The 15,833-nt window shown below is 46.9% G+C and carries 13 protein-coding genes; 10 read left to right on the forward strand and 3 right to left on the reverse strand.

The annotated features are described in order from the left end of the window. Positions 1–33: 33 nt before the first annotated feature. The 5 genes from xylB (at position 34) to FD47_RS04330 (ending at position 6,411) form a co-directional block, all read left to right on the forward strand. Positions 34–1,548, forward strand: a complete 1,515-nt coding sequence (xylB, locus tag FD47_RS04310; protein ID WP_056980089.1) for a xylulokinase — start codon at positions 34–36, stop codon at positions 1,546–1,548. A 403-nt stretch (positions 1,549–1,951) separates the two neighbouring features. Continuing rightward, positions 1,952–3,175: an MFS transporter gene (locus FD47_RS04315; protein WP_054733397.1), complete on the forward strand. Its 1,224-nt coding sequence runs from the start codon at positions 1,952–1,954 to the stop codon at positions 3,173–3,175. Between the two features lie 349 nt (positions 3,176–3,524). Beyond that, the gene (locus tag FD47_RS04320) at positions 3,525–3,989 is read left to right on the forward strand and encodes a hypothetical protein (protein ID WP_056980090.1); all 465 of its coding nucleotides are present in this window, start codon (positions 3,525–3,527) and stop codon (positions 3,987–3,989) included. 373 nt (positions 3,990–4,362) lie between these two features. Next, positions 4,363–4,824, forward strand: a complete 462-nt coding sequence (locus tag FD47_RS04325; protein WP_056980091.1) for a hypothetical protein — start codon at positions 4,363–4,365, stop codon at positions 4,822–4,824. 255 nt (positions 4,825–5,079) lie between these two features. Beyond that, positions 5,080–6,411: a hypothetical protein gene (locus tag FD47_RS04330; RefSeq protein ID WP_054733400.1), complete on the forward strand. Its 1,332-nt coding sequence runs from the start codon at positions 5,080–5,082 to the stop codon at positions 6,409–6,411. 98 nt (positions 6,412–6,509) lie between these two features. On the opposite strand, the gene FD47_RS04335 is transcribed toward FD47_RS04330, so the two are convergent. After that, on the reverse strand, positions 6,510–8,726 hold the full coding sequence (locus FD47_RS04335) for an alpha-galactosidase (RefSeq protein WP_054733403.1): 2,217 nt from the start codon (positions 8,724–8,726) through the stop codon (positions 6,510–6,512). Between the two features lie 171 nt (positions 8,727–8,897). Here FD47_RS04335 and FD47_RS04340 point away from each other — a divergent pair, with 171 nt between their 5' ends. After that, entirely contained in the window at positions 8,898–9,725 is an 828-nt protein-coding gene (locus tag FD47_RS04340; protein WP_054733407.1) for an aldo/keto reductase, read from the forward strand. Here the strand turns inward: FD47_RS04340 and dhaS are convergent. Next, complete coding sequence (dhaS, locus tag FD47_RS04345) at positions 9,722–10,342, reverse strand: dihydroxyacetone kinase transcriptional activator DhaS (protein WP_338043330.1); 621 nt, start codon at positions 10,340–10,342, stop codon at positions 9,722–9,724. The two genes, FD47_RS04340 and dhaS, sit on opposite strands and share 4 nt — an antisense overlap. Before the next feature lie 104 nt (positions 10,343–10,446). On the opposite strand from dhaS, the gene FD47_RS04350 reads away from it, so the two are divergent. Further along, positions 10,447–11,088 carry an SDR family oxidoreductase gene (locus tag FD47_RS04350; RefSeq protein ID WP_054733419.1) on the forward strand — a complete coding sequence of 214 codons (642 nt, stop codon included), beginning with the start codon at positions 10,447–10,449 and terminating at the stop codon, positions 11,086–11,088. 336 nt (positions 11,089–11,424) lie between these two features. Here FD47_RS04350 and FD47_RS04355 read toward each other — a convergent pair whose 3' ends face one another. After that, the gene (locus tag FD47_RS04355; RefSeq protein WP_082620180.1) at positions 11,425–12,870 is read right to left on the reverse strand and encodes an MDR family MFS transporter; all 1,446 of its coding nucleotides are present in this window, start codon (positions 12,868–12,870) and stop codon (positions 11,425–11,427) included. A gap of 123 nt (positions 12,871–12,993) precedes the next feature. Here FD47_RS04355 and FD47_RS04360 point away from each other — a divergent pair, with 123 nt between their 5' ends. The 3 genes from FD47_RS04360 (at position 12,994) to FD47_RS04370 (ending at position 15,764) form a co-directional block, all read left to right on the forward strand. Further along, positions 12,994–13,440 carry a MarR family winged helix-turn-helix transcriptional regulator gene (locus FD47_RS04360; RefSeq protein ID WP_008210562.1) on the forward strand — a complete coding sequence of 149 codons (447 nt, stop codon included), beginning with the start codon at positions 12,994–12,996 and terminating at the stop codon, positions 13,438–13,440. 355 nt (positions 13,441–13,795) lie between these two features. Next, complete coding sequence (locus FD47_RS04365) at positions 13,796–14,542, forward strand: hypothetical protein (protein WP_056980092.1); 747 nt, start codon at positions 13,796–13,798, stop codon at positions 14,540–14,542. 622 nt (positions 14,543–15,164) lie between these two features. Further along, on the forward strand, positions 15,165–15,764 hold the full coding sequence (locus FD47_RS04370) for a hypothetical protein (protein WP_054736741.1): 600 nt from the start codon (positions 15,165–15,167) through the stop codon (positions 15,762–15,764). Positions 15,765–15,833 lie beyond the last annotated feature (69 nt).

A 15,833-nucleotide genomic window follows, 5' to 3' on the forward strand; every position in this document is an offset into this window, starting at 1 on the left:
ATTCCTTTTTTCGAAGAGGAGGAGCGATTCAATATGACTGATTGTGTACTGGGCGTTGATCTTGGAACCAGCGCCGTCAAGGTGTCAGCCGTCACCAAAACTGGTGAGATTATTGCCCAGGAGGGGATGGACTTTCCCCTTCGCCAGCCCAAGCCCGGATACGCCGAGCAGGATCCGGAAGACTGGGTAAGCGCAACGACGGTGGCGATTGTCCGCTTAATCTTAAATGACCAATTAAAACCTGAACAGATTAAGGGCATCAGTTATTCCGGCCAGATGCACGGCCTGGTGCTGCTAGACGCGGATAACCAAGTTCTGCGCCCGGCGATGTTGTGGAACGATACCCGCTCGACCAAGCAGCGCGAAGAAATTATGGCGAAAATGGGGGACCGATTCATTGAAATCACCCATAATCAACCATTGGAGGGCTTTACCCTGCCCAAGCTGCTGTGGGTCAAGGAAAACCAGCCGGAAATTTTCGCGAAGGCCAAAACCATGCTGCTGCCGAAAGATTACCTGCGTTTTCGAATGACCGGGAACCTGGCCATTGACTATTCTGACGCCACTGGAACCGTGATGCTCGACGTTGACAAGCAGGTTTGGAGCCAAGAGATCCTGGATGCATTTGATATTCCGGCCAGTCTCTGCCCGCCGTTGGTTCGATCAATTGATAATACGGGGCACATCGATGACTGGTATGCTCAGTATTCGGGCCTGTCAACCGAGACGGTGACGTTTGGTGGCGGGGCCGACAATGCCTGCGGCGCAGTCGGGGCTGGGATTGATAGCCCAACCAAAGTGCTATCGAGCATTGGGACCTCCGGGGTGATCTTAAAATATGAACCACAAAAGGAAACTAACTATAATGGTGTCCTTCAATATGAAGATCACGCCATTCCCGACGCCTTTTATTCGATGGGGGTGACCCTGGCCGCTGGTTTTTCTCTGAGCTGGTTTAAGAAAACCTTTGCGGCTGACGAAGACTTCACGGCCGTTGTGGAAAGTGCGGCCCAGTCGACGGTTGGGGCCAACGGGCTACTGTTTGCGCCCTATATCGTTGGCGAACGGGCCCCGTATGCCGACGCTGACATTCGTGGCAGTTTTATTGGCATCGATGGCATTCATCAGCGCCACGACTTTGTCCGCGCCGTTCTTGAAGGCATCATCTTCTCGTTTCGGGATTTAATGGACGAATACGAGGCGAAGGGCAGCCGGTTTGACACGGTTGTCTCGATTGGCGGCGGCGCTAAAAGTCCGCTTTGGCAGCAGATTCAGGCCAACATTTTTAACACGAAAGTGGTCTCGCTGAAAAATGAACAGGGCCCCGGACTGGGGGCCGCAATGCTGGCAGCCGTGGGTCTCGGTTGGTTTAAGAGCGTGTCGGAATGCACAAAAGTTTTCGTGAAATTCAAGGACGTGTTCTTGCCACGAGCCAATGACGTTGCTAAGTACCGCAAACTCCATGACATTTATAAACAAATTTATCCAAGTACCAAGGAAATTACCCATGAACTGGTGGCTTATCGCCGGGAAAATGGGGAGGAATAATCTCGTAAGGGCAGACGGAAATGATGGTCTGTCTTTTTTTCACTTTTAAATGGTTGTTTTACCCAAATAACCATTTAAAAGTGAAAATCGCGTTGTTAAACGATCAAACCCCCACTTTTGCTCATTTATAATCGGAATTAATCTTTATAAGTGAGCAAAAGTGGGGTTTTGACAGTTTATGATTCAAAATGCCACCAAACAATCATCACGAGATTGGCCAATCCATAACCAACGATACCGAATCCAAATATCAGCATAAAACTGGCGAAAGATTATCAAGTTTTGGGACTTAGGTCTCATCATTCCTCCATATCCAAATTGCAACCCACAGGGTTTATCGCTATAATAATTTGTATGCAATTAATTCGACACTCTTGTAATGATAGTAAGGATCTGGATAATGATGGGGAAATCTAAGACACCTCAATGGAAGAAAAACTTATGGGCCCTGTGGTTTGGTAACTTTGCCACCGGTGCCGGTGCCAGTATGGCGCTGCCTTTCTTACCATTATTTATTAATGAACTTGGGAACTTTCCCAAATGGCAGTTGACGTTATATGCCGGCTTGGCGTTTTCCAGCGTGTTTCTCAGTCAGGCGATTGTCTCGCCGATGTGGGGGAACTTGGCTGATCGAACCGGTCGAAAACCAATGCTGCTGCGAGCCTCGATTGGGATGACAATCAGCGCCACTTTGTGTGGGTTGTCCCCAAACGTTTTCGTTCTAATTTTGATTCGGTTTATTCAGGGGACCTTTTCCGGTTACATCAACAATGCCTACGCGCTAATGGCCAGTGAAGTCCCTCAAGAAGAGAGCGGCCATGTGATGGGGATGCTGACGACTGGAAACGTTGGCGGTAACCTGATCGGCCCGATTATTGGTGGGTACTTATCCGGCGTATTTGGTTACCGGCTGCCATTTTACATGTTTGGGTTTATGATGCTGCTGGCCTCAATCTCCACCTGGCTGTTTGTGAAGGAAGACTTCAAGCCGGTGAAGAAGAGTGCCAAATTAGGCATTCGTGATGCCTTTTCCGGAATTCAGAAGAAGTGGGTTGTGGGGGCCATGATTGTGTCTTCCATGCTGATCATGGCAGCCACCATGTCAATCAACCCAATTATCAGTTTGTTTGTCAAAGAGCTGATGCATAATCACGGGAACATTGCCTTCACCAGTGGGGTCATCGCGGCCTTGCCGGGGATTGCCACCATTATGGCGGCCCCCTATCTCGGAAAATTAGGGGACCACATTGGACCGGAGAAGATCCTGATGGCCGGATTGGTTTTCTCGGCGGTCGTCTTCTTCCCGATGACTTTCGTCACAACCGTCCTATTATTAGGGGTTCTACGGTTCTTGATCGGAATTGCCAACGCGGCGTTGATGCCGATTACCCAAACGGTGATGACGTTGGAAACGCCGGCCAATGCGGTTAGTCGAATCTTTAGTTACAATCAGTCAGCTCAAGCGGTCGGGGCAGTGATTGGCCCAATGTTAGCATCGGGGGTTGCCGGAATATTTGACTACCGGTACGTTTTTCTAATGACAACCGTTCTGGTGCTCATTAATATTGTGGTTGTCCGCATTGCTTATCATAAGGATGAGGATAAGCAACGGGTTTCCATTGATTAAAAATGGTGCCTGAAATGGACAAATCTTATTAAGAATCTGAAAAGCGGCGGACAATTTTAGCGTCCCCGCTTTTTTGCGCTCTGAATCAACGATCTTTAAAGAATCTTAATATTTACCCTATCAACTGTTCATTGCGTTTGGTGTCGTTTTCATGAAAACGGTCTCTGACTGAATTAGTAAAAAAGGCTGGTTTGAAGCGGTTAACGACTGTATAATCGATGAAATCAGATGGGCGACCCGTATTTTGATGAAAGCGACGAAATGATTTTCATTAGGTGAGTGAATGTCCATTCTGAGGCGATTAACGGTCATCGTTAACGCAATACATATGACATTGGAGGCAATTGGCATGACAATATTTTTGAAGATAACCGATTTTTTGACGCTGTATGTCCTGATCTCACTGTGGGTTGGCGACTTCTTCTCCATGCGGATGCAGGGAAGGTCGTCGAAGTACGTTGCCCGCCTTCTTCAGCGGGATGCGACACCGTTAAAAATGGCCATTGAAAATCCTGTCAAAATGGGCCCAGAAACGTTGGCCTTCATCACCAAGAAGCTTAATTCAATTAACCGGTGGTTCTGGCTGGCGAACAAGAATGGCGCAATGCTGGTGGTTTTGGCACTGCAGGAATGGTTAGTGTTCACGGCTAAGCAAAATTGGGGATTAGTCACGATTGAACTGCTGATGCTCTTTATTTGTGGGATCATTTTGGCTGCTGACCTGCGCGTTAATCACGTTCGGATTGAGCTTGAGAAAAAGCTAAAACCCTATGAAGATCGGCTATGGTTTGAGTATCATCTGAAAAAGGGTTAGGTCAACTGTAGTTGGTTCAAACGAATTAAAATGGCGGCAATCCGAAACTGGACTTGCCACCATTTTTATTTGGCCTGACGACTTTTCAATGCTCGTTGTTGAATGGCAAAAGCTACTATAAAATTCTCATTAAGTTCACCGAATTATTAACCAATTAAGTATCGGAGACTACCAATAAATTCCTGTTATACCGCCATTTTGGTACGGACAAATGTTTCAAGCATATTCTTACTAAAATCTCAGGATTCGCGATATACTTTGGGTGATTAGACAGGTATTTTACAACGCATTGGGGGATGCCGTTGAAATTGACAGTCCAGTTATGTTGGCTAACGGCCAGAATTTAAGACGATGCCGAATTGGAGGGGAGAACATGAATGACATTTTAAAACTATCAGACTTTGTACTGATTTATATTTTGATCGGATTGTGGCTTGGCGACTTCTTCTCGATGAGAAACATTGGCAAGTCCTCCGAGACCGTGTCGGAATTACTTAAGAAAGATGCCCGGGGACTCAAGGTTGCCCTTGAGGGAACCGCCAACTTAACGGCGGAAACGCAAAAGTTGGTGACCAAAAAAGTGAAAACCATCAACCGCTGGTATTTTCTGGCAAGCAAAACCGGCAGCATGATCGCGATGCTGATCATCCAACAGTGGCTGGTTGTTACCGCTAAACAGAATTGGGGCTTGGTAGCCATCGAAATTTCCCTGCTGGTCATTTGCGGCGTGATTCTTGCAGCTGATATGCGGGTGAATATTGTGCGCGCCCAGCTTGAGAAGGCATTGAAGCCGTACGAGGATCGGTTGTGGTTTGAATACAAACTAAAGAGCTAGAATGAGACAGGTCAGTTGATTGGCCCCCATTTTATCAATTTAAAAGCGGCGAAAATGAAGTCGGAACGTGAGGGGATTAAAAAACGTTCCGACTTCTTTTTTGACCAGTTTTTCATCGACTGACTAAAGAGAAGTGAATAATTAAGAATTCCTTCAAAATGGCTGGTTTATCCAAATCTAAGGCCTTAAACACGCTTTGTATGTAAATTAAAGCTGTGGTCAAATTGGTCACAAAATAGATATGGGGGCAACAATATGAAATTTGATGCGAAAAAATCATTATATGTGGGGATTGCGGCATTATCGTTAGTTGCAGCAACTGGGGCTGCGACCACCAACGCAAGTGCTAAGTCATACGCAACGGCGACTTCCAATGCGCAACTATCCTCAGATCCAACGACGCGTAACGTGACAACGACCGGGACCAGCGCTTTATACACGAAAGCCGGTACGCTGCGTGGTGCCCGGGTGATTGCCGGCAAGGCAACGTTGTCAGCCTATGGCAGTTCTAATAGTTCCCAACAGTATTTCCGGGCTTACCGGGTCGCTACGACCAACCGTGGTTCGGTTTACTACAAAGTCGTTTCGTTTAACGGCAACCTGCGCGGCTGGATCTATGGCGGCAGGAGCACCACGTCGTTTGGTGGGGGAATTGCTTCTGCCAACACAATGACTAACGCAAGTTTACCGACGACTACAACGGGATACACGCTAACCAATCCGGCGAAGAACGGCCTCTGGGTGAACCCAAAGTGGTCGCAATATAAGGCCCAACAGGCTGACATGAGCGGCTACAAGTCCGGGGATACATTTACGGTTATCGGAGCCGCTACCAAGACTCGGGAAGGCTGGCTGTATTATCAGGTTCGGGATGACAATAATGCTTCGGTTACCGGCTGGGTATTTGCCGGCGGCTTAACGGCGAAGACGACGCCAACGCCAACGCCAAATCCAACCACCCCAACCAAAGACAACAGTGTTCAAATCAACTATATTAACGCTTCCGGCCAACAGGTTGGGTCCGCATATAACTGGATTATCCAGCAATCTGATCTGATGAGTGGCGCCAAGCTGGTGAACGGCGCGAAACTGAATGAAATTTTGGCGAACTCGTCAGAATTGCAGACGGTGATTAATAAGAACGTGCCAACCGGCTACACGGTCAGTGGTACTCAGGATCCAAGTCATCCATTAGCTAATACCACTGTGGGCAGTTCGATCGCGGTCTATGTCACCGCAACGCCAACCGTCCAGCAATATGCTTCCAAGCTGAGCTATTACGATGCCAAAACGGGTAATCAGATTCCGACAAACTACTTGAAGGACAACACTTATCCGCAATTGACGACAGCCCAACAGGCAATATTTAGCAGTCCAACCCAAACGACAATCAATGCATCGTTGTTTGATAACGCGATTTTCCAAGCCGGCAATCCATTGTATTCACTGGCTGGCAGTCCCCAGTATGCTGGTGGAAATTACTTCACGCCCGCCTACACGTTTGATGCTGCCCGAACCAAGACGGAAAATGCCAACGCTAAGTATGGCGATACCATCAAATTATTCTATGATGAATTCAATATGTAAATTGGTAACCAGAATGCCTGGTTAACCAACAGAAAAGACCGCTCATCCTTAAAAATTGGGATGAGCGGTCTTTTCGATTGAGTGATTGGCTAGCTGAATTAATTAACCGCCTTCACAATAAATAGTTGGGAAACGAAGTCCTTGGAATTCTGACCGTCTGCCAAAATCGTTGGGACAAAGTAGCCGGCGTTCATCAATTCATCGCCGTAATAAGTTTCTTGGTCGTCATTAACCCGGTACTGTTTATCCGGATCCAACCCAGTGAAATAAAAGCGGGTGTATGGGGCGTTTGGATGATTCAACAACTGGAAGCGGCTGGCGATTGCCTGATCCTGATGGGGATCGACAACCTCCCAGCTGATGATATTCCCCTGACCCTCAAAGGGACTGCTGAGACGATAAAGTTTGCCAAACTGAAAGAGGTGGCGGTACTGCTTATAAAAGGCGACTTGATCCTTCACCTGAGCCAGTTCTTCGGCGGTCATTTTAGTGACGTCCAGTTCATAACCAAACGCACCGTAGAAGGCGACCTCACCGCGGGTCTTCAATGACGTGATGCGACCGGTTTGGTCATTTGGAACCGCCGAAACGTGGGCGCCCATCATTGATTGCGGATAACCGTAAGAAGTTCCATATTGGATTAACATCCGTTCGGCTGCATCGGTATCGTCGCTGGTCCAGGCTTGAGGAGCATAATACATCATCCCCAGGTCGAAGCGACCGCCGCCGGAAGCGCAGGATTCAAACAAGACGTTTGGATAAGCGGTTGTTAACCGTTGGTAAAGCTTGTAAACGCCTAAGATGTACCGGTGAGGCATTTCTAGCTGCTCATCGCTGGCCAGCTGAGAACCAAACATTTCGGTGATGTGACGGTTCATGTCCCATTTAATATAGTCTAAGTCCGCGGATTCAATCATGTGGCTCATGTGATCGTAGAGGTAGTCGATCACTTCCGGCCGAGTCATATCAAGCACAAATTGGTGCCGGCCAGGCGTTGGCGTTGATTTGGGTGCGTGAATCATCCAATCGGGATGGGTCCGGTAAAGGTCACTGTCGATTGAGATCATCTCCGGTTCAAACCAGAGGCCAAATTTCATGCCCAAATTGTGAACCTGCTCGGCAAAGTGTTCGATGCCGTTTGGAAATTTCTTCTTGTCGACAAACCAGTCACCCAGGGACGTGTGATCGTCGTCACGATGACCAAACCACCCGTCATCGAGGACAAACATTTCAATGCCTAATTCATGAGCTTGATTGACAATCTTCATGAGTTTGGGCTCATCAAAATCAAAGTAGGTTGCTTCCCAATTATTAATGAGGATTGGCCGATCCTGTTCGGTGTACTTTGGGTTAACCAAATGGTGCATGTAGAAGGCGCCCATTTGCTGGGAAAGCTGGTTCATACCGGCGGTGGTGTAACTCAAAATGGCTTCAGGCGTTTGGAAAGTGGCTTGCGGGGCTAACTGCCAGGCAAACTCGTCCGGGTTGATTCCCGTTAAAACGCGAGTGGTATCGTACTGGTCAACTTCGACTGAATCCAAGAAGTTGCCAGAGTAGACGAGATTAAAGCCGAAGACCGCGCCCGCCTGATTCGTTGTATTGGGCCGGGCCAGCATCATAAACGGATTGTGCTGAGGACTTGAAGACGTCCGCAAACTGCTGACACTTTGAATTCCCGGCCGCAGATGATTGCGGAAAAGATGCCGTTCGCGGGCCCAGGCACCAGAGAATTGGATCAAATCGTAATTGGAATCTGGTAGGTCCAGCTGCGCGCTTAATGCCCGGTTGATGACAATGGTGTTATCGCCGGCGTTAACGAAGGTTGCGCTTTTCACAATCACGTCCTGATGGGGGAAAATACTGTAGTTGAGGTGCAGGGTGGCACCGCTAATTTGGTCAACAAAGGCGATCACTAAGGTTTCAGCATCGTCGCCTGTATCATCAAAGGTTGATGGTAGGTAACTGAGGCGTTTTTTGCCGGCAATGATTTGGTAATGATCATAGTGAAATTCACTGATCCGGGCGCCGTTTTCCGTTGTCAGTTGAAAGGCCGGGTAGCGAAAATCACCCTTCCCAAGACTGCTGTATTCTGATTTGATTGTCGAGGTCTGAAAGTTGGGATCTTCTTCGCTGAGTGATGGGTTATCGGTGCGCCACTCCCGTGAAGTGAGGTTCGGGTAAGCTGATTGAACGTGAATTCGGTTACCGTAGTAAATTTGGCCGGCCTCACCATTTTCCATGATTCGAAAAATGTAACTGGTGTGATCAGTTTGCAAGTGAAACGTGCTGCTTGTTTCATTAACGTGAATCGTCATTGAAATCATCCTTTCAAAGTGAAGTGAGTTTCTATCTATAATGTAACCGGTTACAGAAATAAACACAACCCACCGGCTCTTCTTTAATGGCCAGGAATGCCAATTCCTAGCGTTTTCAACGATTAAGCGCCATAATAGGATTACCAAAGACCAATACGAGGAGGCATTCGAATGTCAATTCTGACTGAAACATATCAATTAAATAATGGAAATGAAATCCCTAAGGTGGGGTTTGGCACCTGGCAGATTCCCGGCGGCCAGCAGACCTATGCAGCCGTCAGTGCAGCGTTAAAAGCAGGCTATCGCCACATTGATACCGCTAAGGCCTATCACAATGAAGAAAGCGTTGGCCAGGCGATTTTTGACTCCGATGTCGACCGGGAGAACGTCTTCGTGACATCAAAACTCCCCGCCGAAACCAAGAGTTACGATGGGGTGATCAACGACTTTCGGTCGACGATGAAGGCCTTGGACTTTTCTTACCTGGACCTTTACCTGATCCATGCACCGTGGCCATGGGGTGAACGCGGTTCAACTAATTATGATGAAGCCAACGTTGAAGTTTGGCAGGCGATGCAGGATATTTATGCCAGTGGTGAAGTCAAGGCCATCGGCGTCTCGAACTTCAATACCCACGACTTGCAGAATATTTTGGATCACGCTGACGTAAAGCCAGCCGTCAACCAAATTCGTTACTTTGCCGGCTACACGGAGCCGGAGATTACCAAATTCACCAAGGATCACGGGATTTTGGTTGAGGCCTATTCGCCGTTGGCCACCGGCGCGATTTTTGAAAATCAGGATGTTATTAAGATGGCGGATAAGTATCACGTCAGCGTTGCCCAATTAGCAATTAAATTTGTTCTTCAAAACGACATTTTGCCGCTTCCAAAGGCGACGGATCCGGCCCACATTGAAAACAATACCAAGTTGGACTTTCAAATTGCCGCTGAAGATATGAAAAAGTTAGCTACTTTAAACGACAGCGATTTTGGCTAAGTGTTTGGCGACTGCTTCGCTAACTTTTCTGAGGGTTGGTAGGCTTTGATGCGGTTGGTCCTCAAAAGAAGCCCATTGATCCCGTCATCAAGAAAGTAGCGCAGATGGGCAACTTCTTGGCTTAGCGGCAGGGGATCAGCGGCCGTTAAAAATCGTTTAAGCTCACTCAGAAGGGTGCGACTTAACAAACTTTGGAGAAATGAGCAGTAGTCGGTTGTTACCGGCAGCTGCTCTTTTTTGCTGAGATCATTGAAGATGTTGCCAACCATGTTGCTAATGTGGTTGGCGATCACCTTTTCCGGGGCGTTTTGCTCGTCAATGGCGATTACTTTCCTGTAGAAGGCCCGATTATCTTGGAAGTAGGTCATCATTTTGAGCAGCGTTTGCGGCCAGTACCGATAAGAATTGCAGTATTTGACCGCTTCGTTGATCTCGGTGGTATAAATCCAGTCCAGGACATCATATTTATCATGAAAATAGTCATAGAAACTCTGGCGCCGTAAATGAGCGGTCGCCATAATCGCTGTGACTGAGATTTGATCGAAAGGTTGGGTGACCACCAAAGTCTTCGTGGCTTGGGTGATTTCTGATTTGGTTCTTGAACTTGAGATGGGAATGCCCCCTTAGCAGGATGAATGGACAGTTTTCACGTATTGTCCGTGGTGGATGGTGAAATAAGTGACTATCATAGACTTATCAAGTTAAAAAGGAGTCGATGACAATGACAACTGTCTTAATTTTAGGGGCCAATGGCAAAATTGCCAAGTTGGCGGAAGCAGAATTACTGGCGCAGACGGCGGATCAGTTAAAGCTGTTTTTACGAAATGCTGATCGCCTCACCGTAACGGATGCCAGCCGGCAGCAGGTGATTGAAGGCGATGCTACCGATCCGGCTGCGCTGGTCAGTGCCATGGATCACGTCGATGTTGTCTACGCAAACCTTGCCGGCAAAAACATTGAGCAGCAGGCCAAAAGTGTTGTGACCGCAATGAATCAGGCCGGGGTTCAGCGGCTAATCTGGATTTCGACGTTAGGCATCTATGATGAGGTGCCAGGAAACTTTGGTAAATGGAACCATAAGATGCTGGATGGCGGCTATTTGGAAACCTATGCCGCAGCGGCAAAGATCATCGAACAGTCGAACTTAAACTATACGATCGTCCGGCCAGCCTGGTTATCCAATCGGGACATTGTGAGTTATGAAACGACGCGTAAGGGTGAGCCGTTTAAGGGGACCGAAGTTTCCCGAAAGAGCATTGCGGACTTTGTCGTGCAGCTGATTGCGGATCCCAATAAGGCTTCACGTCAGTCAATCGGGGTGAACCAACCAGGTACTGATGGGGATAAGCCGTCATTTTATTGATTGCCAATAATTGAGAAAACCGTTACCTTAAACCATTTTAAGCTTGGTTTAAGGTAACTATTTTATTCTATGAGCATCAAATGTTCAGGGTGTTAAACATGATGATTTTTTCTGATACCCCTACTCCAAACGAAAATGTATTTGAAGATGCTAACCCTAATACCCCCACTCTGGACATTTCGGGATGATGCAAAGTTGCCATTCAGGATAGAACTCAAAATTAACTCGCCCCTAGACAATTATTAACACCAATACTTTCTAACTGACATGCACACTCAACATTTTCCCACGATTAAGCCCTGAAAGGGGCTTTTTTTTACGGAAAAAAGCACCGTTTCAGATTGAAACGTGTGCTTTATGAGACGTTGCAATTCGATTAGTCACCTGCGCCCGATGGTGATGGCTTACCGGCGGCTGGTGATGAGACGTGTAGAGCTTTGCGGAAACAAATAGCGCGATAATCAAGAAGAACAGACACATCGTAAAGCCGGATTGGATGCCCAATTGCTGATTGTGGGGATGACCGCTGAATACCTTGGTGGCAATGTTGATGGTGGCTACGATAATCGCGGTCCCAAATGAAGCGGCAATTTGCCGTAACGTATTAAAAGTTGCCACGCCGTCAGAAATCAGGTCGTTTGGCAATTTCGCCAATGCTTGGGTTTGGATGGGAATCAGAATTAGGACAAGGCCTAATTGGCGAATGGTTTGGCCCAGTGTCAGCATGGCCACCGAGGCGTTCACGTCAATGAACGCCTGCATGATCGTGCCGAAGCAGTCGATCAGAAGGCCAGCGGTGACAATGGTGCGGACGGGGTACCGATCAAACAACCGGCCACTAATTGGCGACATGATACCGGTGAGACAGGCCCCCGGTAATAATGCCAGCCCTGAGATAATGGGGCTTTGATGCATAATTGATTGAATCAACAGCGGCAGTAAAATCGTGTTGCCGTACATGGTTGCGACCACGAGACAGTTGAGGCCGGTGGCGGCGGTGAACTGTTTATGGTTAAAAACTGTCAGATTGACCAGTGGGTTTTGGGAATGTAACTGGGTTTTGATGAAAACCGTAATAAAGAGGGCCCCGAAAAGAAGCGGAATCAAGATGATTGGGGATGTCAGCGGGTACTGGCCAACGTTGGAAAAACTCCACAGCAAACACAGTAAACCGAAGCTGACGGTGATTAGGCCGCCAAAGTTGAATTTGGGTTCGAACTTAGTCGGAATCTTGGGCAGAAAAATAATGGCTAATGCTAAATCCAGTAGGATAAATGGCAGCACCAGAATAAATAAGTAACGCCACGAAAAATAGGAAAGAATGATTCCGGATAACGTTGGGCCGATAATTGGCGAAAAGTTAAATGCCAAGCCGACAATGCCCATGACGGCCCCCTTTTTGTCGGGATCAGCGTAACGAATCGCCAGGATATTGACCAGCGGCATCATCATGCCGGCGCCAATTGCCTGAATCATCCGGCCAACGATAACCATCAAGAAGTTTGGCGCGACCATGCCAACCAGCGTTCCCAGCAGAAAAACCAGCAGGAAGCTAATGAATAGCGAGCGGAAGGTGAACTTCTTGGTGAGGTAGGCGCTCAGCGGGATCATCATTGCATTGACCAGCACGTAGCCGTTACTAATCCACTGAACGGTTGATGAGTTAACGTGAAAGACATTCATAAAGGTTGGCAGGGCAACGTTCATAAGTGTTGAGCAGAGGATTCCGAAGAAAGCCCCCAGGACCATAATAAAGAGTGATTGTTTAATTTGTTTTGACATGAACGCGCCTTCCCCAATAATAAATTAGTTGCTTAAGGCAACCTTAACAATTATAATGATGATGGTTGCCAAAGTCAACTAACTATTAAAAGATGACTGTATTAAGAGAGCGTGGACAAATTCATGACGTTAGACGCACAAACCATTAAACAAATTCGGGACTTTAATCGATTTTATACCAAGATATTGCACCTCACGGATCGCTACCATTTGGAAACCCAATTTACCCTGCTGGAATCGCGGATCTTAATTGAAATTGATCAGGGAATGACCAGCGCCAATCAGTTGGGGCAGTTTTTAAATCTGGATAAGGGCTACATGAGTCGAATTCTGCGGCGACTAAAAGACGATGATATTCTGGTTGAAAAGCCCCATGACCAGGACAAGCGGATTAAAGTGCTGAATTTGACGGCAAAGGGCGCGGAAATCTTGGCTGAAATTAACCAGCGAGCTGACAATCAGATCCAGACCATTTTTAAACGGATCCCGCCAAAGGACGTCGATCAAGTCGTCGCCAACATGGCCGCTATTCAGGCAACAATTCGGCGGTATCAGTCCGTGAGGGATTAATTCGGTAAGTGGATTGGATATTGAAATGAGCAATTCAATACTGAGTGAAGTGTCAGAGAAGGTCCACCGATAACCTGTCGGCGGCCTTTTTGTGTGCCCTCAAGTTTCATTGTGAACGACTAGTTTAAAGCTTGGCTTAAGAATGTTAGCGTTTCTGTTAAGGAAAACCCGAATAATATCAAAACCATCCGAATTTAAGTTTGGATTAAGCTGGTCTCGATAATCTATAGTCATTCCAAAACGAAAGGGGATGGCGATGACTTAAGTCAGCAGGCCAACCAATTCAACCAGAATCAATTACGTGGAACCAGGAATTCCAAACCAAATCAATTAAATTAAAGGGAGATCATTATATATGACATTAAAACAACTTCTATTTACTTCAGGCGCAGCATTGGCAATGTTTGGAACAACCACCTTATCAACGATCGTGGCAAACGCGGATACCGCTCCGGCAAAGACGCAAACTACTGCGAGTGCGAATAAGGACCAGAATAGTCAAAATAAATCCCAAAACAACGCCAATAATAACAAAACTAATGATAACAAGGCCGCTAACCAATCAGCTATCACCGCTAAAACGACCCCCGCTCAGAGCAACGCAAAGCAAAACGCGTCAGCGGCCAACTCAACTTCTCAAAAGAAAGATTCACCAGCTAAGACGAACCCAACGACTAACAATGGTTCAGCTGCCTCAAACACCAATAAGGGTCAGTCAGCCAAAACTGATCCGGTAAAGACCACGCCAGCCAAAGCAGCTTCCGGCAACGCCACCAGCACGTCGGCCACCAGCTTTGATCAACGGGCACCGCGGTTAACTGGCACCACTTATAAGACCTATAACAAGGGATTAAGTGCTTCGGTAACGGCTGATAAAGATAACTCAACGCTGAATTACTCCGTCAAGACATTTGAATCAGACGGGACCGCTAGTAACAAGCCCGCTCAACTGAAAATTTATAAGAATGGCGCCCTATACAAGACCATTAACGCTTCGTCCGGTTCAACCGATGGCTCACTGAAAGTTGATAAGGGCACGTATAGCCTGCGTGTTTACACCAGCGCATCCACTCATTATGCCGGCGGCCTTTCAATCAGTTAATTAAAAGGCAAAAAATTGATGGAATTTAAGCTTCGATTAAGCTCCGATCGATATGATAGGGACAATCAAAAAGGGTTAACCCAACCAAGCCACTGACAGGCATTGGTGGAGGCCCCGGATGATGATCTGAAAATGTGAAAGGAATGATTAGTTGGTGACAATTAAAACCAGTAAGCAAATAAATCAGAATCCAAATTTAAGATTGACACACAGCAAGCCGTTTAAGTACGACACGCAGAACCTGCCGCATTTTCGAATCGTGGTCTGGAGCTGCTACTAATCAAGTGAGCAATTGAGTTAACTCAGATCGAGAGCTGAGACTCATTTTGAAGCCAACGAAAGGAGTGATGCGATGCCTAACCCGCGTGCAGCAGTGCACGAAAGTAATTCACCCTCAAATAATGACTAAAAATTCAAACGATTTCTAACAAACTTTATGAATACCCCTTCAATATGAAAATCTTCCCTGAAAACTGAGACTACCCTCCCCAGTTTTCAACCCCAAAGACGTCACGAGATCCCCAATCTCGTGGCGTTTTGTTGTGTTAAATTGAGCGTTGCACTTTGTTCCAAGGAGTGGCATAACTAGATATATCATCATTACTATAAATGGAGGATTTCGATGAAAAACGATACGCATGGGATATGGAAGCAAGTTGGGAGTCTGCTAACGGTTCATCGACAGAACTTTTTTGTAGTGGTCTGGTTGATCCAGGTGATGCTTCTTGTGATCGGTATTTGGATTCACGCTGGCCTACTGAACGCAACTGAATCGCTGACGTTGACAAGTTTCATCAATGATCTGATCCCAATGATAGTTAATTATTTTTCCGATTTAATGATGCTGATCCTGCCCGCCCTGATACTGTCCTTTATTCCCGGTCATGTTCTGTCATCGCTGGCGCTGTGTTTTGTTGGCTCAATTCAAACGGCAGGGGGATTCGCAAGCTTCATTTCCGCTGTCATGGGTGTGGGGTTAACGGTGACGGGTTGGTTGATTGTAGGAATTAACTTCATGTATTTGACTCTAACCATTGTCCTAAATTTTTTGTTATTTAAACTGGCGGCCGCCGTTAGCGTGGGGTATGCATATAATCGATCAAACGGCGTCCGCCAAAATTACTTAGATGACTGGCTGCTGGCGGTCAGAGAAACGATCCATGGCACTTGGCAGTTGTTGGAAATACTGCTTGGCGGATTGTTAGTGACTTACCTCATTTAAAATGTGTTCAATAAAAGCTCGATCCATTATTGGGTCGAGCCAGACTGAAGACAAAGTCCTCCAAATACG

It is taken from the genome of Lentilactobacillus parafarraginis DSM 18390 = JCM 14109, from assembly GCF_001435895.1.
GTDB classification, from domain to species: Bacteria; Bacillota; Bacilli; order Lactobacillales; family Lactobacillaceae; genus Lentilactobacillus; species Lentilactobacillus parafarraginis.